Below are 18608 nucleotides of genomic sequence, written 5' to 3'. Positions count from 1 at the left end.
TAATTGTTGTTTTGGTAGACACCATTATCTTAAGGGAGTGCTCGTTTTATTTCAAAGACCAAATTTAAGGGAATACAGGAATGCTCTTAAAATCAAATTCCACCCATAAATATACCTTCAATAAAAGGAAGTTGATTTTAACAACAATCGCAAGAACTCTCTGGATCGTAGCTACCACCTCTAGTCGCTGTCAAGTTCTGATTTATGAAGAGAGCCTAAATTTGGGCTTTTATTTTAAATTTGATATAATAGTTGAACAAAAAAGGAGGGGAATTGTAATGAGTCAACCTTTAACACAAACCGAATTAGCTACCTTTGCTGGAGGATGCTTTTGGTGTATGGTATCACCCTTTGAGGAGCTTCCAGGTATTCATGGTATTGTGTCAGGCTACACAGGGGGTCATACCAAAAACCCTACCTATGAGGAAGTATGCTCAAATACAACAGGGCATTACGAGGCAGTTCAGATTAAATTTGACCCTGCCATTTTTCCATATACAAAGCTGCTTGAATTATTTTGGCAGCAAATCGATCCTACCGATGAGGGTGGACAATTTCATGACAGAGGAACATCATATCGAACTGCGATATTTTACCACAATGAAGAGCAACATAAACAAGCAGAGTTATCAAAATTAGAATTAGCTCAAAGCGGTAGATTTGATTCGCCGATAGTTACTGAAATTATTCCAGCAAGAGAGTTTTATCCAGCGGAGGAGTATCATCAAAATTATCATCATAAAAATCCTTCACACTATAAACGTTATCGTAAAGGCTCAGGTCGCGAGGATTTCATCGAAAATCATTGGACAGGGGTTCAAGATAAGGAACAATTACGGCAAAAACTGACCCCAATTCAATATGAGGTCACACAAAATAATGCGACAGAACGTCCATTTACAGGAGAGTACTGGGATCATACTGGAGATGGAATATACGTTGATATCGTTTCGGGCGAACCTTTGTTTTGTTCGTTAGATAAATATGATGCTGGCTGTGGTTGGCCAAGCTTCACTCGCCCAATTCGTCAATATCATATTAAAGAAAAAATGGACTCAAGTCATTTTATGATTAGAACTGAAGTCCGTAGTAAAGAAGGTGATTCCCACCTAGGACATGTGTTTGATGATGGACCAGGTCCAACAGGGCTTCGTTATTGTATTAATTCTGCTGCATTAAGGTTTGTGCCAAAAGCCGATATGGAGAAGGAAGGCTATGGGGAATATTTAACGTTGTTTGAGAAAAAGCAGGTGTAGTCCCTGCCTCAAATGCTAACACGTAAAAAAAGAAAACGATTCAGGCGAATTAAGCCCGAGCCGTTTTCTTTTTCATATGATAAGGAATATGTCTTTGCTTTGGTACTCCAAAATTTACAACCCACGTAATCACTTGACCTGAAATAATAACTGCCATAATCGTATACATGGTTTGTGCAAATGGAAGATAAATTAATGATATTGTTAGCACAAGTGCATCCATCAGCATAAACACACTTCCAATTTTAATTCCAGACCACTGACTAATAATCAGTGCCATAATCTCATCGCCACCAGTGGCAGAACCCGATCTAAGCACAACACCTACACCTATACCAGATAAAAGTCCTGATAATAGCGCAACTAGTGGTAAATTGTGCTGGAGGTTTAACGTAAAAGGAGAAAAGGTTTCACACAACTCATAAAACATTGTGAATAACAGGGATGCCAACAAGGAGTTGACGATAAACTTTCTACCCTTCAGAAAAACAGCCAAAATAAAAATCGGAATATCAAGCACTAACATTGTTAATGCAGGTGGCAGGTCAAATAAATATTTGCCTAATAATGCAATACCTACAAAGCTACCTTCTGATAAGCCATTCTGAAAATTAATATGGTAATACGTAAAAGCTAATAAAAAACATCCGAACAACATCATGACAAATTGCGAACTGTCAAATTGCGACTTTACTAGTTTCCTCATTTGGAATCCCTCTTATCGTAGTTTTGTTGACCCTTCGCCAACAAAATACTAAGAAGGTTCCAAAGGACTTCGTCCTTCGCATAATTACACTCTTCTTTCGTAGTTTTGTTGGCCTATACCGACATACCTACGAGAGAAGCTAAGTATAAGAGAGATCACAACGTTTCCAAATCGTCCTTTGGGGATTCGTCCTTCGGGGACACATGGTATCCTGATCCTTTCTTTATTGGTTTCATTTCTTTATATATTATTATACCATATTTCAAATCATGACACACCACTAAAGTAAAATTTGGATTATAGCGGATGAGAACGCAGTAATCTATTCACCGTTTCACGTCTAACTCCAATAAGCTGACCAATTTCTTCCTGTGTCATATAATCAGTTAATGGTGTCCCGTTTACATGACGAGCTAACCATTTGGATAACAGCTCTAGGCGCTCGGCAGGCGAACCTACAGTTAGATGATCTAGACGCTCCTGCATGAACCTTACTTTCTCTTGAAGTAGCCTTGCAACCTCTAGAGGTCTACGAGGGTCCTCCTCAAGCTCACGGTACCAATCTGCCGCCTTAATCACTTCAACCTCGCTTGTCACGAGTGCAATCGCAGTACCATGTATTTCCTTTGGTGAGATTAGAGAATGATGTGGGACTGTTTCTCCTGGATATAAGATGTTAAATAAAACGATATTTCCATTCTCATGTAGTCTTGTGACTTTGAACAAGCCGCTGTTTACATGATATAAGTATTTTGATTCATCTCCCTGATGAAATAAAACTTCACCCTTGTGCAAAATCATCTCCAATCCTCCATCCTCTTCACACTTATTTCATCTATTATATCAAAAAAGAAATGGAAGTTCTCTTCCCAATTAAGATTGTGCCGTTAGAACTAAGGGACCCTCCGCAGTAATCGCTACCGTATGCTCGTATTGTGCAGACAATTTACCATCCGCCGTTCTGGCTGTCCAACCATCCTGATCAATTTTAATTCGATATGTACCTTCATTAATCATCGGTTCAATCGTTAAAACCATCCCTTCCTTCAAGAGCAATCCCTTCCCAGCCCTTCCTACATGTTCAAAATTAGGCTCTTCGTGTAGACTTCTACCAATGCCATGAGCCAACAAATCACGCACAACAGCATAGCCATGTGACTCAGCGTGTTTTTGAATGACGGAGGTAATGTCACCTAGTCGATTACCTGGCACAGCTTGTTCAATTCCAAGATATAAGCATTCCTTAGTAACTTGCATTAAACGAGCCGCTTCAGCGCTAATTTCACCTACAGCATAACACCACGCTGAGTCGCCAAACCATCCATTTGCCTCCACCACTAAATCCATCTTAACAATATCTCCATTACGTAACGGTGTGGATGACGGGAAGCCATGTGCAACAACATCGTTAACCGAAGCACAAGTCTCTGCTGGAAAACCATGATAACCTTTTGTAAACTGCTTGCCACCAAGCTTCGTAATATGTGCGGTTACCATCTCATTAATTTCAATTGTAGTTATTCCCGGTTTGACCATTTTAGCTATCTCTCGGTGACAATCGGCTACAATCTGGCTCGCTAATTTCATTTGTTCTATTTCTTCCTTCGATTTAAGTACGATCATAATTAAGACTCCTTTTTGATAAAAATGACGACGTTCCTAAGGTCTCAGCCTAAAGAACGTCGTAAGCACAGTTATTATTACTAACAGCCATTATTCGTTATTGCCAGTAATTAATTAACGAAACATTCCCCACAATTTAATCAGATGAAATGTATTTTTAGGGTCAATCTTTTGATCGATAACAAACTGGACAATTTGTTCTTCCTGCGCGCTGCCTAGTCGCTCATTCAAAATTGACGTAGCTGATTTAACTAACCTTCTTACTTTAGCTCGATCCTGCAAATCACTTTTTGTTAAACCATCAACAAGCTTTTTAATTCTTTCCTTTACAGCAGGGTTTTTCATTTTGGTCTTTACTCTTTCAACAAGTTGCGGACTAATTCCGTATTGATGATAATTTCCCAAAACTAAAGTACACCTCCACTCCATTCACAATTTAAGCCCTTGTTTATCTATATGATATGTAGGCTGTCCATCGTGACAACTAAAATGAAGATGTTCCATTTTACTGTATTATGATACTTATCAATCCAATAGCTCTCCGTCCAAAATCTGCTGTCGTTGTAAATAGCGATGAAGTGGTGAATACGTCGGTGAGGTCCAAAACGCCTCATCCCTTACTAACTGAGTCGCATCATCTCTTGCTTGCTCTAAAACTTCAAAATCGCTAACCATATCTGCAAGTTTAAAATCAGGCATCCCACTTTGCTTAGTCCCAAAAAAATCACCAGGGCCGCGCAGTTCAAGATCCCTGCGAGCCACCTCAAATCCATCATCGGTTTCTGTCATGACAGTCATACGCTCACGGCCAATTTCGGACTTAGGATCCGCAATGAGTACACAAAACGAGGCATGCTCACCACGGCCAACCCGACCACGAAGCTGATGAAGCTGTGACAAGCCAAATCGATCCGCATCCATAATGACCATTAAGGTAGCATTAGGTACATCCACCCCGACCTCAACCACTGTAGTAGAAACTAAAATATGCACCTCATTATTATAAAACTGGAGCATCACTTCATCTTTTTCAGAAGAGCTCATTCTTCCATGTAGTAGACCTACTTTAAAATCTGGGAAAGCCTGACTCATAGAGACATAGATATCAATTGCATTTTGCACATCTAGCTTTTCAGATTCCTCAATTAGCGGAGTGATGACGTAAGCTTGTCTACCTTGCTTCACTTCACTGGAAATAAATCCCAGTACCCGATCCATTAAATCATGCTTCACCCAGTAGGTAGAAATGGGTATTCTTCCTTTTGGACGTTCTGATAAAGTGGACACATCCATATCCCCAAAAGCAGTAATTGCAAGTGTACGTGGGATTGGGGTAGCCGTCATTGTTAATACATCTGGATTAAAGCCTTTACGACGCAAGATACTCCGTTGGTTTACACCAAATCGGTGTTGTTCATCCGTAACAACTAGGCTAAGCGAACGAAAAAACACCTCTTCTTGAATTAAGGCATGTGTACCTACTACAATATCCGTTAAACCCATCTGTAGGGAAGCTAATACTTCCTTGCGGCGTTTCCCCGTTACCCCACCTGTCAATAAGGCCACGGAAATACCAAATGGCTCAAATAGCTTTGTTAACGATCTCACATGTTGTTCAGCTAGGATTTCAGTTGGAACCATAAATGCCCCTTGATGTCCTGCTTTAACAGCAGCAAATAAAGCAATAGCAGCAATTACGGTTTTACCCGAACCAACATCTCCTTGCAATAAACGATTCATGCAAAAAGTGGAACGCATATCATGTAATATTTCCAACTCAACCTTCTTTTGAGCATCTGTGAGCTCAAAGGGTAAGCTTCTTACAAATTCTCGAATCGTCGCGTTGTCTACCTGATGTAAGACACCATCCTTGCGTTCATGATTCATGGCCCGATATGCCTGTAGCTTTAACTGAAACATAAACAGCTCTTCGTACACTAAGCGATGCCTTGCAGCTTGTCCAAGCATAACATCTGTAGGGACATGAATTTCTTGAATTGCTTTACGTCTAGCCATTAAATTATTTTTAGTTAAAAGTGCTGGAGGTAATATTTCTGGAATTAGTTCTCCGTATTGCATTAAAGCTTGCTTGATCGTTTTTCTTATCCAGTTTTGTGTCAGCTTGCCACTAATTGAATATACAGGTTGTACGGTCCCACTTCGATTAACCCCTTTATCCACGAACTCTGATTCAGAAACGGTCAATTGACTCCGTCTTTGATCCCATTTGCCAGTTAAAATTACCTCTCGTCCAACAGTTAGCTCATCTTTCAGAAAATGCCGGTTAAACCATGTCGCCGTCAGCATCCATTCTTCAGTGATCATTTTACAGGTTAATCTAGATTTCCCTCCATAACGCTGAAGCACCGGGATGCCACTTACTTTGGCCTGAACGGTTATTTTATCACCATGCTTCACTTCACTTAACGATCGCAGACGATAATCCTCATAACGGAATGGAAAATACTCTAGTAAATCACTAACTGTAGAAATGCCAAAGGCGTGAAGCTCTGACTCTTTCAGAGCGCTCACGCCACGAACTTGTCGTACCGGAATTGTCATGATGTCCATATCAATCCCTCACTTTATGCTGGCCACACAAATACAGCTAGAGTACCTGCACCAACATGTGAACCAACTACGGCCCCAATATTTGTGCGGACAACCTCATGAAGTGTAAAGTGCTGTGCCATTGCTTCAAGAAATTGCTGTGCGCCTTCTGGATTCACAGCATCACATACTGCGATATTAATATCACGCTGATCGCCAAAATCTTTAATAAACAACTCAATAGCACGTGCAGTTGCACGTTTGGAGCCCCTTGCTTTGTCTACAGCGTAAATGACACCTTCCTGATCCACTGAAAGGATTGGCTTAATATTAAGCAACGTACCTAATACTGCCGCCGCCTTACCAATTCGTCCACCCTTCTGTAAATATTCTAATGTGTCCACAAGAAAGTATAGACGACGTTGCTTGCCAAGCTTTATTACTTCCTCTTCAATCTGCGCCACAGGTAAGCCTTGCTTCGCAAGACGTGCTGCATGAACAACTTGAAGTCCAAAGCCATAGGTTGCACACAATGAATCAATGACAGTGATATCAACTGCATGTCCAAGCTCTTCCTCCAGCATGCTATGAGCTAAGCGTGCTGCTTGAAAGGTGCCACTCATCCCTGAGGAGAGATGAATAGATATAATTGGTGCATTATTATTTTCACTTAATAGCTTGCGGTATACCTCCACATATTGTGAAGGCGAGGTTTGTGAAGTGGAAGGGAGCACTTTCGATTCTGCTAGTTTTGCATAAAACTGAGAAACTGTAATATCAATTCCCTCTACATAAGACTCCTCACCAAAGACTAAACTCATGGGCACAATATGAATTCCATATTCCTTTACAAGTGCTTCTGGAATGTCAGCAGTGCTATCTGCCATTATGATTGGCATCATCATAAAGCACCTCCTCTTTGTGTTCATCAATCCCTAAGTAAGGGGGAGTTTAGGATTCAACAGAAAATAAATAAAAGTAAATCGGTTGTCCACCTTCATGGACTTCCACTTCAACATCAGCATAGTTTTCGCTTACCCAATTTATCAATGATTCTGTGACGTTATTTTGTGCATCTTGGCCACTTAAAATAGTTAAAATTTCATCGCCACCTTGTAGCATCGAAGCTAACAAGGCTTGGCTTGTAGTTAACAACTCAGCATCAGTGGATACAATTTTTGAATCTGCAATGCCGATATAATGACCTTCTTTAATTTGTAAATCGTCAAACACTGTATCACGAACTGCAGTGGTAACTTGTCCTGTTTTAACACGACCAACAGCCTCAAGCATCACTTCAGTATTGTTTTGCACACTTTCATCCTCTTGATAAGCAAACGCTGCCGCCATCCCCTGTGGAATGCTTTTACTTGGAATGACCGTAACCTGACGTTCTCCCTCAAGCAAATCCCTAGCTTGCTGTGCAGCTAAAATAATATTGGAATTATTAGGTAAAATAAAAATATGCTCTGCAGATATCGAATGTATCGCCTTTACAAAATCCTCTGTACTTGGATTCATCGTTTGCCCACCTGACAAAACAACATCTACACCAAGACTTTCAAAAATGTTAGCGATGCCTTGTCCAGAAGAAACTGCAATTAACCCGTAAGGAGCTAATTCATGTGCGGGTAGCTCTGCTGATTCCGATACTTGCGCAACTTGTGCAGGAATATCGGCAAATAATTCAGGCATTGGCGCACCATCCATCCCTGCTGTTAACAAATCGCGATGCTGTTCGCGCATATTTAAAATATGAATTTGTGTAATTTCACCATAACGAAGCGCCAAGTTTAATACTTCACCTGGTTGTTTTGAATGAACATGCACCTTCACGATTTCATCATCTGCAATAACAATAATAGAATCTCCATTTACTGCTAATGCTTGGCGGAATGCTTCTTCGTTAAAGTTTTTTTCTAAAGGTGATCCTAAGCCACGATGAATAAAAAATTCCATGTCATACAAAAACTCAATATCCTGTGTATCCAGCTTAGCTTGCGCAGACATCGGAATGTCTAGCTTAGTTATAGCTACTGGAACAACGGGCTGCTTCTCCTCAACAATCGTATGTGGTACCGCTGATCGAGGCATAGAGGCAACAGTTCTTTTAGTAAGAACAGCTACAAACCCTTCGTAAATGTATACGAGGCCTTGTCCACCTGAATCCACAACCCCAACTTGCTTTAAGACAGGTAATAGGTCTGGTGTGCTTGCCAAGGCTTCTTTTGCTTTTGCTAAAACAGATACCATCAGCTCTTCAATATCGTTTGTTCTTCTTGCCAAATAAACAGCATGTTTAGCTGCCTCTTTAGCAACGGTCAAAATTGTACCTTCCACAGGTTTGACTACGGCTTTATAAGCTGTGTCGACTCCACTTTGAAGGGCAGCAGCAAACTGAACTGTATTTAGCTCTTCATAAGAGGCTGCATATCTACTGAATCCCCGAAATAGCTGAGACAAAATAACGCCTGAGTTTCCTCTAGCTCCCATTAGCAACCCTTTGGATAATGTAGATGCTAAGCTACCTACACCACCAGTGCCGTTACTTTTCAATTCGGTTACGCCTGCAGTCATCGTTAAATTCATATTTGTTCCCGTATCCCCATCAGGGACTGGGAAAACATTTAAAGCATTTACATGCTCTGCTTGCTGGGCTAGTCTTGCTGCACCAGCTAATACCATTTCATTAAAATCTGCTCCATTTAGAGAACGCTTACTCAATGAGGATTCCCCTTCCTAGCTTGATACACGTACACCTTGAACAATAACATTGATTTTTTCAACATTAAGTCCGGTAATTTCATGAAATTCATATTTCACTTTTTTTTGTATGTTGTGTGCAACCTCAAGTATTTTCGTACCATAACTTACTATAATATAAAGAGATATAAGTAACCCGGTATTATCGAGGTTCACTTCCACACCCCGGGTTAAATTATCACGCCCGAGTAATTCGGCAATTCCATCCTTCACTTGACTTCGGCTTGCCATTCCTACCAGTCCATAACACTCCATGGCGGCCGATCCGGCGATCCTTGCAATGACGTCCTCCGAAATATGGATACTTCCATGTTCCGTATTCATTTGTACCGTCACGCCTCACATTCCTCCTTATGAAATTATTATGGACTACACCATATTGTACTATAAGAGTACTAAGAAATAAATAAAAGAAGGTGACAGAGATAGAAATAAAGTAAAATCATTGGTTGACGACAGATTTTTTACTATGATATTATATTATAGTATTGTTTTGAACAATAACTGGGCACATTTAACTTAGTTAACTGTTATTTTCAAGATAGGTGTATTGAACAGGAGGTGTAATGAATGTCTCGCAAATGTTATGTGACTGGAAAAACTCCAGGTACTGGTAACCATGTCTCCCATGCTAACAACCGTAATCGTCGTTCTTGGGGTGTCAATGTACAAAAGGTCCGGATCTTGGTAGACGGTAAACCAAAACGCGTATACGTCAGCACTCGGGCTTTGAAATCCGGTAAAGTGACTCGCGTGTAATGAAATAAGCATATAGACAAAAAGCACCTTGAATAATTTGAGGTGCTTTTTTGGTGTCCAGATTATGCCCAGTATCCCACTGTTTAATTTTTATGAAACGTATTAAGGACCGCTCTGACAAAACCTCCAAGAAACTTAGGCAGCTTGAATGTGTAAAATTTCATGATTTACCCTCCCTGTCATTCTCATGCCTTCACTTTCATCATATGTTGCTAGACTTCACCTTGTGTATTTGTACAACAAAAGTAAATTATAAAAAAAGGGCTACATGAGAACCTCTCATGTAACCCATTGTATGCGTAGGATGTAACACCTATGACATTAGAATTTAGTTATTTGTTTATTATAGAGTTTATTACTAAATTTATACGCTTGTCACACTATTACGAATTTCAGCCATCGCTTGCTGTCGGTCCTCACGACCAAACACAGCACTTCCTGCGACTAATACATCAGCACCAGCCTTAACCACCAAAGGCGCCGTCTGGGCAGTAATACCACCGTCTACCTCGATATGGAACTGATGCTCAGGATGCTCTGCTTTATATTGCTGTAACTGCTCAATTTTACGTAATGTCGCTGGAATAAAGGATTGACCACCAAAGCCTGGGTTTACAGTCATCACAAGCACTAAATCAACTTGATCTAAAATCTCACTAATTGCCGAAACTGGCGTCGCTGGATTAATCGCCACCCCTGCCTTAACATTAAGTTCCTTAATATGATGAATTGTACGATGTAGATGTGGACAAGCTTCGGCATGAACCGTAATGACATGTGCGCCAGCCTTAGCAAAAAACGGAATGTACATATCTGGATTTTCGATCATTAAGTGTACATCAAGCGGGATATTTGTATGAGGTGCAATTGCATCCACTACTAATGGACCAAACGTTAAATTAGGCACAAAATGCCCGTCCATCACGTCAATATGTAACCAATCAGCCCCACCTTGCTGTACATCATTTACTTCCATACCTAATTTTGAAAAATCAGCAGATAAAATTGAGGGTGCAATATAGATGTTATTCATGAAGTTAATACCTCCGTTTTTTTTCTTTCATTTCCTCATGGAATTGAACATAATGCTCATAACGACTTTGCATAATTTTATTTTCTTCTAAGGCTTGTCTCACTCTACAGCCAGGCTCATGAAGGTGGCTACAGCCTCTAAATTTACATTGCTCTTCGTAAGCAACAAATTCAGGGAAGCAACTAGACAACTCTTCTACACCTAGCTCTAAAAAGTCAAGCTGACTAAATCCAGGCGTGTCCGCAACATATCCTCCATTGCCAAGTGAAATTAATTCAACATGACGAGTCGTATGCTTACCACGTCCTAGCTTCATACTTATAATTCCAGTTTCTAGTGCTAACTCAGGAACAATAGCATTTAACAAGGAGGACTTCCCTACCCCAGATTGACCTGAAAAAACACTAATTTTATTTTGTAATTTCTTCTTGATATCCTCAGTTCCAAGTCCAGATACAGAGCTAGTCACAATGACATCGTAACCAATTTCCTTATACATCTGCTCTACTTGTGTGGTGAGTGCATTTTCCTTCTCATCATTATCTTCCTGAAGCAAGTCCTCTTTTGTTAAACAAATGAGCACCTTCAATCCTGCATGTTCAATATGAACCAGAAATTTATCCAAAAGTTGTAGGTTTAAATCAGGTTCTTTGACTGAAAACAACAAAACTGCTAGCTCTGCGTTAGCAACAGGCGGACGGATTAAGGCCGTAGTTCTAGGCTGTAGTTGCTCTAAAATGCCTTCTCCATTCTCAGTATGTGTAAAGATAACATGATCTCCCACCAACGGAGTCACACCTTGCTTCTTTAAGATGCCTCGCCCACGGCATTGGACTGTATCGTCCTCTGCCGCGGCGTCAGGCTTCACATAATAATATCCACTCAGCGCCTTAACAATCAGGCCCTCAGGCATAATTCAGCCTCACTTTCAAATTTCATAGTTTATCAACCATTTGTATTTGCCGGTGGCTCTTCATTGTTGCTTGGCGAGTCGCCACCACTATCAGGTGGTGTCTCTGTCCCAGGTATTTGTGGAATAGGTACAGTCCCTTGTTTAGCATCAATATAGGATACAGGATAAGAATCCAAGTATTGTCCATCACGTGTTACAGTGACAACCCCATTTTTATTTGGCGCTAAAATCATATCGACTGATAACGTCTCTACGCTAGAAATTGTTTTTGTTCCCCAATCCTGCTTTTCACCACGGGCATCGTCAAATGTGATTTTAATTTTACTCTTTTTACCCTCAGTGGCAGGGGCAACAGGGAAGCTAAACTTGTATTCAAAGGCTTCAGGTGGATAACCCGAGCTGACGGTCAAAATTACTTCTGAGCCTGGAGTAACAGGGTCTCCCGCTTTGAATGGCCATTGATCTATGACTTGCCCTTCTTTTTTATCAAAGCTGGATTCATATTTAATTCCATCCTTAGACAGTTTTAGGTTCAATTCCTTAAGTTCTGCCTCTGCTTTTTCCTGCGTCATCCCGATCAGATTAATCATATTAACATTTTCTTTGCCTTTACTAACAATAAGAACAACCTTGACTGATTGAGGATCAAATTCACTGTCTGGCGAAGGTGTCTGCTCAATCACTTTGCCTTCCTCTACGGTATCACTAGCTTGCTCGGTTTTACTAATGTTTGATTTATCAATTTCAAGGCCCACAAGCTTACTCACAGCATCATCATAGGTTTCACCAACCACCGAGATCATTTTAGTGGTAGGCTTGGCGGTACTCACCTTCAAATCTACGGTAGAGCCTTCCTTCACTAGCGTGCCCTCTGGCTTATCTTGTTCATACACGATACCCTCATCAAAACCATCTTTATATTCCCTAACAATTTCTCCGACCTTAAGCCCACTTTCAGACAGCTTTAAAATCGCAGCCTTTTCTTCTAAGTTAACTACGTTAGGAATAGGTACTTCAGCAACAGTTAATACTTTATTGACGTACCAAGCCACAGAAATGATAGCCACTAATAAAATCGCAGTTAAGCTGACCCATAAGATTGCTTTATTTTTATTAGCCTTTTTATCCTTTTTACTTTCAAACTCTTCACCATTCGGTACATCTCGCGATAGCTTTGATGGTGGTCCTGTATATACTGAGCTTTGTGATTTAATTGCTGGCACAACTCTAGTGCTGTCTTCATCACTTTCTTGCTCAAAAAATAATTTAGGTTCAATCCGCCGCTCTGGCAACAAGCAGGTTTCCAGATCTCTCAACATTTCACGAGCAGAATTGTAACGTTCACCAGGATTTTTACGCATCGATTTTAAAATAATATTTTCAACACTTTGTGGGATTAATGGATTAACCACTCGTGGTTCTTCAAATTGCTCTTGTAAATGTTTTAAGGCAACACTAATTGGACTTTCCCCTAAAAATGGAAGCCGCCCTGTTAGCATTTGGTATAATACGATTCCAAGTGAGTAGAGATCTGACTTTTCTCCAGTAGCAACGCCCTTTGCATGCTCAGGTGAGAAATAATGAACTGAACCAACGACAGAACCTGTCTGTGTAATTGTGGATGAGGTGACTGCACGAGCAATCCCAAAATCCGTTACCTTCACACGACCGTTCCTTCCAATTAAAATATTATGAGGTTTAATATCACGATGAATAATGTCATTATGATGTGCATGGTCTAGTGCATCTGCAATTTGTGAAGCAATACGTACCGCTTCTTCCACCTGCATCGGTGCTCTTTCTTTAATAATCTCATTAAGATTTTGTCCCTCAATATACTCCATTACGATATAGTGAATCTCATCTTCTTGTCCTACATCATATACACTAACAATGTTAGAATGTGACAAGGAGGCTGCGGATTGTGCTTCCCTACGGAAACGTCTAATAAATTCCTCATCATTTACAAATTGTTGTCTAAGCACCTTAATGGCTACATTACGGTTTAGAAGAATGTCATGTGCTTTATACACAAGCGCCATTCCACCGCCACCAACTTGTTCAAGAATGTGATAACGACCGCCTAATTCATGTCCAATCATGCTTTCAACTCCTTTGTACTTGACCCGGTATCTTCACCAAGCTCAACTAAGACAACCGTAATATTGTCTTCGCCACCTGCTTCCAAAGCTAGCTGAAGCAAGGTATCTGCTCGGCTTTGTAGTGAAAGCAATGTATTGCCAAGGGTATCTATCATTTGCTCTGTTGTAACGAAGTTACTTAGACCGTCACTGCAAATAACAAGGGTATCCCCCAGCTCTAAAGTGATATAATCCATATCTACGATAACTTCTTTATCAGTTCCAAGTGCTCTTGTTAATACGTTACGCCGAGGATGTACACTTGCTTCTTCGGCGCTAATTTGTTTGTTTTTTAATAACATATTAACAAGTGAATGATCTTCTGTTAGTTGCTCTATTTTCTCTTGACGATATAAATATGCTCTACTATCCCCAATATGACCAATAATTCCACCCTGCCCTTTTAAAAGTGCAGCTACGACGGTTGTCCCCATATTACGATATTCTTCATACTGCTGTGCTCTACGGTAAACAACTTCATTGGCATGAATAATAGCTTCCTTAAGTGCAATCTCGCATTCTTGCAATGATACATCATTACTTATTTCACTTAAATCATTAACGATCGTCTCTACAGCAAGCTTACTCGCAACATCACCAGCTTGATGACCGCCCATACCATCGGCAACAATACCAAGCGTAAGCCCATGAGCTAATTGCTGGGTCCACGCAGTATCCTCATTCACAGAACGTACTAAGCCTACATCACTTACATGAACTGTTCTAATCAACTATTATCACCTCGTACCAGACTCCATATGCTTCGCCCGTAATTGACCACAGGCTGCTGCAATGTCATGCCCTTGCTCACGACGGATCGTTACATTAATACCCGCATCCGTCAACACACGTTGGAAATTAAAAATATCATTTCTCGAAGTTCTAACATATTTGCGTTCTGGAACATGGTTAACAGGAATAAGGTTCACGTGACTGGACATGCTCATTCCTTTAATCACCTCAGCGAGTTCCTTTGCATGTTCAGGTCTATCATTTACACCATTAATTAATGCATACTCAAATGTAATTCTTCTTCCTGTTTTAGCAATATAGTAATTTAAGGATTCAATTACATCGTTAAAAGGATAACGACGGTTAACTGGCATTAGCTTCGAACGCAAAGCATCATTTGGAGCATGGATTGAAATCGCTAGATTTATTTGAGTGCCCTCATCAGCAAATTTATAAATACTTGGTACAATCCCACTTGTTGAAACGGTAATATGACGTTGTCCAATATTTAAGCCCTTTTCATGAATCATAATCCGCAAAAAGTTCATCGTTGCATCATAATTTTCAAACGGTTCACCTGTACCCATAATAACGATGCTGCTTACTCTCTCACCACGAGCATCTAAAATGCGTTGAGCCTGTACAACCTGCGCAACAATCTCACCTGCAGTAAGGTTACGCTTCAACCCACCAAGGGTAGAGGCACAAAAAGTACAACCAACACGACAACCAACTTGTGTCGTTACACAAATACTGTTGCCATAGTTGTGCTTCATTACAACCGTCTCAATCCCATGATCATCATGAAGTCCAAATAAAAATTTCACTGTTCCATCTGAAGACTCATATTTAGCAATTTCTTTTAAAAGCACAAAAGAAAAGCTATCATCAAGCTTTTGTCGTAATGCTTTGGAAAGGTTACTCATTTGCTCAAAGGAATCTACTCGCTTCACATAAAGCCAATCAAAGATTTGGCTACCGCGAAATGCTGGCTCCCCTTGGCTTACTGCCCATTCTTGTAACTCTTCCATCGTGTAGTCGTATATAAAAGGTTTCATCTTCACACACCTGTCTTATAATATATCGTATGTGCTATCACATTCATTCTTTCCATTTTACCATAAAACATAATAGCACTAAAACTTTATTGCAGTATTGATATTACTTCATGTTTTCATAGAGTTCAAGTTTTACTGCACATTGTAAAGGGCAATCGCTAATGAAAATGAAATCATAAAGCCTAATCATTTCGTTAGCGATTGCCCTCTAGGCTTGTATTTTATATACAGTTTTAAGCCTTTTTGCGTAATCGTGAAATATAAAATCCGTCTGAATGATAATCATCTGGAAATATTTGAAATCCTTGTTTAGCTGGATTTTGATATTCCTGATGCACGGCTGGAAGCTGTGACAAAAATGGCTCCATTTCTAATGAGAAATCGGGATGCTGACTTAAAAACGTACTCACAACCTCATTATTTTCACTTGGCTCCATTGTGCAGGTGCTATATACCAGTATGCCACCAGGCTTCAATAACTCAGAAACGGCATGGAGCAGCTCCGCTTGGAGCTGAGCAATATTAGCAATATCCTCCTCTGTTTTTACCCATTTTAAATCTGGCTTACGACGGATGACACCTAACCCAGAGCACGGGGCATCTAGGAGGATACGCTCAAAGGATTCCTTAGCAAATTGATGATTTAAATCCATCGCATCACTAATCTGGCACTCCACTTGCTTTAAACCAAGCCGTTTTGCCTGATCCTCTATTAATTTTGCTTTATGCGGATGGACATCATTGGCAACCACTTGCCCAGTTCCCTCAAGTCTCTCTGCGATATGACAGCTTTTACCACCTGGAGCAGCACAACAATCTAACACCTTCATATTTGATTTAACGTCTAGAGCCTCGGCTACTAGCATGGAGCTTTCATCCTGAACGGATAACAATCCATCCGTATACCATGAGGTTAACGCCATATTTCCGCCACTACGCACCACAATTCCATCTTGTGCAAGCTTTGAAGGTACAGCATCTAATCCCGCAGCTTTCATTTCCTCAATGAGCTTGTCCCTTGTGATGACTGTCGTATTTACTCTAACGCTATTAGCAGGAGGAACATTGTTTGCTTGACAAATGTCAGCCGTCTTTTCTTCCCCAAGCCAATTCACCCACTTTTCAACTAACCATTCTGGGTGAGAATGCTCTAATGCAATTTGCGACACAGTAGGAAGATTTGCTGGCACAACTAGCTTATCTGCATTTCGCAAAATGTTACGTAGTACACCGTTGACCATGCCTGAAATTCCTTGGTGTCCTAGCTTTTTAGCAATTTTCACCGCTTCACTTACTGTCGCATGGTCAGGGATACGATCTAAATAATAGATTTGGTAGAAGCTAAGTCTGAGTAAATTCCGCACCCAAATCTCTAGCTTACCAACTCCCTTTTGCACATATTGATTCAAAAAATAGTCGATCGTATTTCTTCGTGAAATTGTACCGTATACTAATTCCGTGGCTAGACCACTATCTGAACCAGATAAATCAGCACGTTGTAATGCTTCATTTAGTTGCAGGTTGCTATACGCCCCTTCCTGCTCTACACTAGTGAGCACCTGAAGCGCCACGCCACGAGCAGTTAAAGGAAATCTCAGACGGGTTGCCTTACTCATAACAATACCGTCCCTTTCTTCATGACACCACCAAGCATAAATTGGGTCGCATCCATCGCCTTTTTACCGGCTGGCTGTACTTTTGTTAAAAAAACTGAACCATCGCCAGTGCCAACCTCAATCCCCTCTTTTGTAAGCCCGATTACAGTGCCAGGTTTATAACTCAAGTCCGTATTAGAGCTAGTGACATGCTTAGGATTTTGGACCTCCCACACCTTAAACACTTCATTATTCCACATTGTAAAGCCACCTGAGAAAGGAGAAAGCCCTCTAATCTGGTTAAAAATACTTGTTGAGCTAGCTGCCCAATTTATTTTTTCATCTTCTCTGGATAAGTTTTTGGCATATGTGGACTCCTCATCATTTTGCGGAGTGCGTGGCGCTTTGCCTGCAATAATGTCAGGAAGCTGTTCAATGAGTAGCTTAGCTCCAACATGGCTTAGCTTTTCAAAAATCGTACCTGAGTTATCTTCATCTGTAATTGGAATGCTAGCAGTAGCGATCATATCACCTGTATCTAATCCTTCTGCCATATACATTAACGTAACACCTGTCTCAGATTCTCCATTAATAATAGAACGCTGAATCGGAGCGCCTCCACGATATTTAGGCAATAAAGAGCCGTGTACATTTAAACAGCCATAAACAGGAAGATCAAGCACAGCTTTAGGCAAAATTTGTCCAAAGGCCGCCGTAACAATCAAATCCGGCTTCCACGCTGCCAGCTCCGCTACCGCTTCAGCATGACGAAGCTTTTCTGGCTGCATAACTGGTAGGCCATGGCGCAATGCAGCTTCCTTTACAGGCGTTGGCATCAAGACCTTTTTACGTCCCTGAGGGCGGTCAGGCTGTGTCACGACACCAACCACGTTGTAGCCCTTTTCAAGCAGCAATTCTAAGGATGGTACTGCAAAGGCAGGTGTACCCATAAACACAATATTCATATTAAATCCACCTCTTTCCTTACTTTTTTTCTTCACCTTCAGCCGTTATTTCATATACTCTTTCAGCAAGATCTGTATATAAAACTCCATTTAAATGGTCAATTTCATGCTGGAACGCTCTCGCTAACAAATCGCTTCCCGTATAAGTAACTTCCTTTCCGTTACGGTCTAGTCCTTTAACAGTAACGGTTTGTGCCCGCCTAACATCCCCTCTGTAGTTAGGAATACTCAGGCAACCCTCTGGTCCAAACTGTTCCCCTTCACTAGATACGATTTCAGGATTAATAAGCTCAATTAACCCATGCTCATCCCCAACATCAATCACAATCACTCGTTTTAAAATGCCGATTTGTGGCGCGGCAAGTCCAACACCCTCTGCATCATACATTGTCTCAGCCATATCTGTGAGTAGTTTTCCGATATTGGGTGTTATTTTTTTAACTTCTTTTGCGACCTGATGCAATACCTCATCTGGTTCTATAACAATAATACGTAATGCCATACGGTACACCTT

Annotated in this window: 19 protein-coding genes; 2 read left to right on the top strand and 17 right to left on the bottom strand. The window is 40.7% G+C overall.

The window, feature by feature from the left end:
- Nucleotides 1-278 precede the first annotated feature (278 nt).
- On the top strand, nucleotides 279-1256 hold the full coding sequence (gene msrA / locus J2Z32_RS05600) for a peptide-methionine (S)-S-oxide reductase MsrA (RefSeq protein WP_210088174.1): 978 nt from the start codon (nucleotides 279-281) through the stop codon (nucleotides 1254-1256).
- A gap of 49 nt (nucleotides 1257-1305) precedes the next feature.
- Here the strand turns inward: msrA and J2Z32_RS05595 are convergent, their stop codons facing one another.
- From J2Z32_RS05595 to J2Z32_RS05560, 8 genes are all read right to left on the bottom strand, one after another.
- Nucleotides 1306-1962 (bottom strand): YitT family protein, encoded by a 657-nt coding sequence (locus tag J2Z32_RS05595; protein ID WP_245251211.1) that lies wholly within the window; start codon nucleotides 1960-1962, stop codon nucleotides 1306-1308.
- Nucleotides 1963-2259: 297 nt separating this feature from the next.
- Nucleotides 2260-2763 carry a Crp/Fnr family transcriptional regulator gene (locus J2Z32_RS05590; RefSeq protein ID WP_210088173.1) on the bottom strand — a complete coding sequence of 168 codons (504 nt, stop codon included), beginning with the start codon at nucleotides 2761-2763 and terminating at the stop codon, nucleotides 2260-2262.
- Nucleotides 2764-2835: 72 nt separating this feature from the next.
- Nucleotides 2836-3585: a type I methionyl aminopeptidase gene (gene map / locus J2Z32_RS05585; RefSeq protein WP_210088172.1), complete on the bottom strand. Its 750-nt coding sequence runs from the start codon at nucleotides 3583-3585 to the stop codon at nucleotides 2836-2838.
- A gap of 114 nt (nucleotides 3586-3699) precedes the next feature.
- Nucleotides 3700-4014: a stage VI sporulation protein F gene (locus J2Z32_RS05580; RefSeq protein ID WP_210088171.1), complete on the bottom strand. Its 315-nt coding sequence runs from the start codon at nucleotides 4012-4014 to the stop codon at nucleotides 3700-3702.
- A 96-nt stretch (nucleotides 4015-4110) separates the two neighbouring features.
- Nucleotides 4111-6156, bottom strand: a complete 2046-nt coding sequence (recG, locus tag J2Z32_RS05575; protein WP_210088170.1) for an ATP-dependent DNA helicase RecG — start codon at nucleotides 6154-6156, stop codon at nucleotides 4111-4113.
- 14 nt (nucleotides 6157-6170) lie between these two features.
- Nucleotides 6171-7040, bottom strand: a complete 870-nt coding sequence (locus J2Z32_RS05570; RefSeq protein ID WP_210088169.1) for a DegV family protein — start codon at nucleotides 7038-7040, stop codon at nucleotides 6171-6173.
- Between the two features lie 46 nt (nucleotides 7041-7086).
- Nucleotides 7087-8859 (bottom strand): DAK2 domain-containing protein, encoded by a 1773-nt coding sequence (locus J2Z32_RS05565; protein ID WP_210088168.1) that lies wholly within the window; start codon nucleotides 8857-8859, stop codon nucleotides 7087-7089.
- Nucleotides 8860-8874: 15 nt separating this feature from the next.
- Nucleotides 8875-9234 (bottom strand): Asp23/Gls24 family envelope stress response protein, encoded by a 360-nt coding sequence (locus J2Z32_RS05560; protein ID WP_210088167.1) that lies wholly within the window; start codon nucleotides 9232-9234, stop codon nucleotides 8875-8877.
- Between the two features lie 234 nt (nucleotides 9235-9468).
- Between J2Z32_RS05560 and rpmB the strand changes: the two genes are divergently transcribed.
- Complete coding sequence (gene rpmB, locus J2Z32_RS05555; protein WP_210088166.1) at nucleotides 9469-9657, top strand: 50S ribosomal protein L28; 189 nt, start codon at nucleotides 9469-9471, stop codon at nucleotides 9655-9657.
- Nucleotides 9658-9740: 83 nt separating this feature from the next.
- On the opposite strand, the gene spoVM is transcribed toward rpmB, so the two are convergent.
- The 9 genes from spoVM to def form a co-directional block, all read right to left on the bottom strand.
- Nucleotides 9741-9821 (bottom strand): stage V sporulation protein SpoVM, encoded by an 81-nt coding sequence (gene spoVM, locus J2Z32_RS05550; RefSeq protein WP_210088197.1) that lies wholly within the window; start codon nucleotides 9819-9821, stop codon nucleotides 9741-9743.
- Between the two features lie 200 nt (nucleotides 9822-10021).
- Entirely contained in the window at nucleotides 10022-10690 is a 669-nt protein-coding gene (gene rpe / locus J2Z32_RS05545; RefSeq protein ID WP_210088165.1) for a ribulose-phosphate 3-epimerase, read from the bottom strand.
- A 4-nt stretch (nucleotides 10691-10694) separates the two neighbouring features.
- Nucleotides 10695-11603, bottom strand: coding sequence for a ribosome small subunit-dependent GTPase A (gene rsgA / locus J2Z32_RS05540; RefSeq protein ID WP_210088164.1), 909 nt, complete (start codon nucleotides 11601-11603; stop codon nucleotides 10695-10697).
- 32 nt (nucleotides 11604-11635) lie between these two features.
- Complete coding sequence (gene pknB / locus J2Z32_RS05535) at nucleotides 11636-13705, bottom strand: Stk1 family PASTA domain-containing Ser/Thr kinase (protein WP_210088163.1); 2070 nt, start codon at nucleotides 13703-13705, stop codon at nucleotides 11636-11638.
- Nucleotides 13702-14475 (bottom strand): Stp1/IreP family PP2C-type Ser/Thr phosphatase, encoded by a 774-nt coding sequence (locus J2Z32_RS05530; RefSeq protein ID WP_210088162.1) that lies wholly within the window; start codon nucleotides 14473-14475, stop codon nucleotides 13702-13704. Before J2Z32_RS05530 ends, pknB begins: the two co-directional genes overlap by 4 nt.
- Nucleotides 14476-14481: 6 nt before the next feature.
- Nucleotides 14482-15534, bottom strand: a complete 1053-nt coding sequence (rlmN, locus tag J2Z32_RS05525; RefSeq protein ID WP_210088161.1) for a dual-specificity RNA methyltransferase RlmN — start codon at nucleotides 15532-15534, stop codon at nucleotides 14482-14484.
- A 233-nt stretch (nucleotides 15535-15767) separates the two neighbouring features.
- Nucleotides 15768-17150: a 16S rRNA (cytosine(967)-C(5))-methyltransferase RsmB gene (rsmB, locus tag J2Z32_RS05520; RefSeq protein ID WP_210088160.1), complete on the bottom strand. Its 1383-nt coding sequence runs from the start codon at nucleotides 17148-17150 to the stop codon at nucleotides 15768-15770.
- Complete coding sequence (gene fmt, locus J2Z32_RS05515) at nucleotides 17147-18094, bottom strand: methionyl-tRNA formyltransferase (RefSeq protein ID WP_210088159.1); 948 nt, start codon at nucleotides 18092-18094, stop codon at nucleotides 17147-17149. Before fmt ends, rsmB begins: the two co-directional genes overlap by 4 nt.
- A 19-nt stretch (nucleotides 18095-18113) precedes the next feature.
- Entirely contained in the window at nucleotides 18114-18596 is a 483-nt protein-coding gene (def, locus tag J2Z32_RS05510; protein WP_210088158.1) for a peptide deformylase, read from the bottom strand.
- Nucleotides 18597-18608: the final 12 nt, after the last annotated feature.

It is taken from the genome of Paenibacillus turicensis, assembly GCF_017873435.1.
GTDB classification, from domain to species: Bacteria; Bacillota; Bacilli; order Paenibacillales; family Paenibacillaceae; genus Fontibacillus; species Fontibacillus turicensis.
This window is presented reverse-complemented; position numbering and strand designations above follow the sequence as displayed.

Excerpts from the sequence above, each read along its gene's own strand:
- msrA (WP_210088174.1), top strand. The coding sequence starts at position 279 with ATGAGTCAACCTTTAACACAAACCGAATTAGCTACCTTTGCTGGAGGA.
- J2Z32_RS05595 (WP_245251211.1), bottom strand. The coding sequence starts at position 1,962 with ATGAGGAAACTAGTAAAGTCGCAATTTGACAGTTCGCAATTTGTCATG.
- J2Z32_RS05590 (WP_210088173.1), bottom strand. The coding sequence starts at position 2,763 with ATGATTTTGCACAAGGGTGAAGTTTTATTTCATCAGGGAGATGAATCA.
- map (WP_210088172.1), bottom strand. The coding sequence starts at position 3,585 with ATGATCGTACTTAAATCGAAGGAAGAAATAGAACAAATGAAATTAGCG.
- J2Z32_RS05580 (WP_210088171.1), bottom strand. The coding sequence starts at position 4,014 with ATGGAGTGGAGGTGTACTTTAGTTTTGGGAAATTATCATCAATACGGA.
- recG (WP_210088170.1), bottom strand. The coding sequence starts at position 6,156 with ATGGACATCATGACAATTCCGGTACGACAAGTTCGTGGCGTGAGCGCT.
- J2Z32_RS05570 (WP_210088169.1), bottom strand. The coding sequence starts at position 7,040 with ATGATGATGCCAATCATAATGGCAGATAGCACTGCTGACATTCCAGAA.
- rpmB (WP_210088166.1), top strand. The coding sequence starts at position 9,469 with ATGTCTCGCAAATGTTATGTGACTGGAAAAACTCCAGGTACTGGTAAC.
- spoVM (WP_210088197.1), bottom strand. The coding sequence starts at position 9,821 with ATGAAATTTTACACATTCAAGCTGCCTAAGTTTCTTGGAGGTTTTGTC.
- rpe (WP_210088165.1), bottom strand. The coding sequence starts at position 10,690 with ATGAATAACATCTATATTGCACCCTCAATTTTATCTGCTGATTTTTCA.
- rsgA (WP_210088164.1), bottom strand. The coding sequence starts at position 11,603 with ATGCCTGAGGGCCTGATTGTTAAGGCGCTGAGTGGATATTATTATGTG.
- pknB (WP_210088163.1), bottom strand. The coding sequence starts at position 13,705 with ATGATTGGACATGAATTAGGCGGTCGTTATCACATTCTTGAACAAGTT.
- rlmN (WP_210088161.1), bottom strand. The coding sequence starts at position 15,534 with ATGAAACCTTTTATATACGACTACACGATGGAAGAGTTACAAGAATGG.
- rsmB (WP_210088160.1), bottom strand. The coding sequence starts at position 17,150 with ATGAGTAAGGCAACCCGTCTGAGATTTCCTTTAACTGCTCGTGGCGTG.
- fmt (WP_210088159.1), bottom strand. The coding sequence starts at position 18,094 with ATGAATATTGTGTTTATGGGTACACCTGCCTTTGCAGTACCATCCTTA.
- def (WP_210088158.1), bottom strand. The coding sequence starts at position 18,596 with ATGGCATTACGTATTATTGTTATAGAACCAGATGAGGTATTGCATCAG.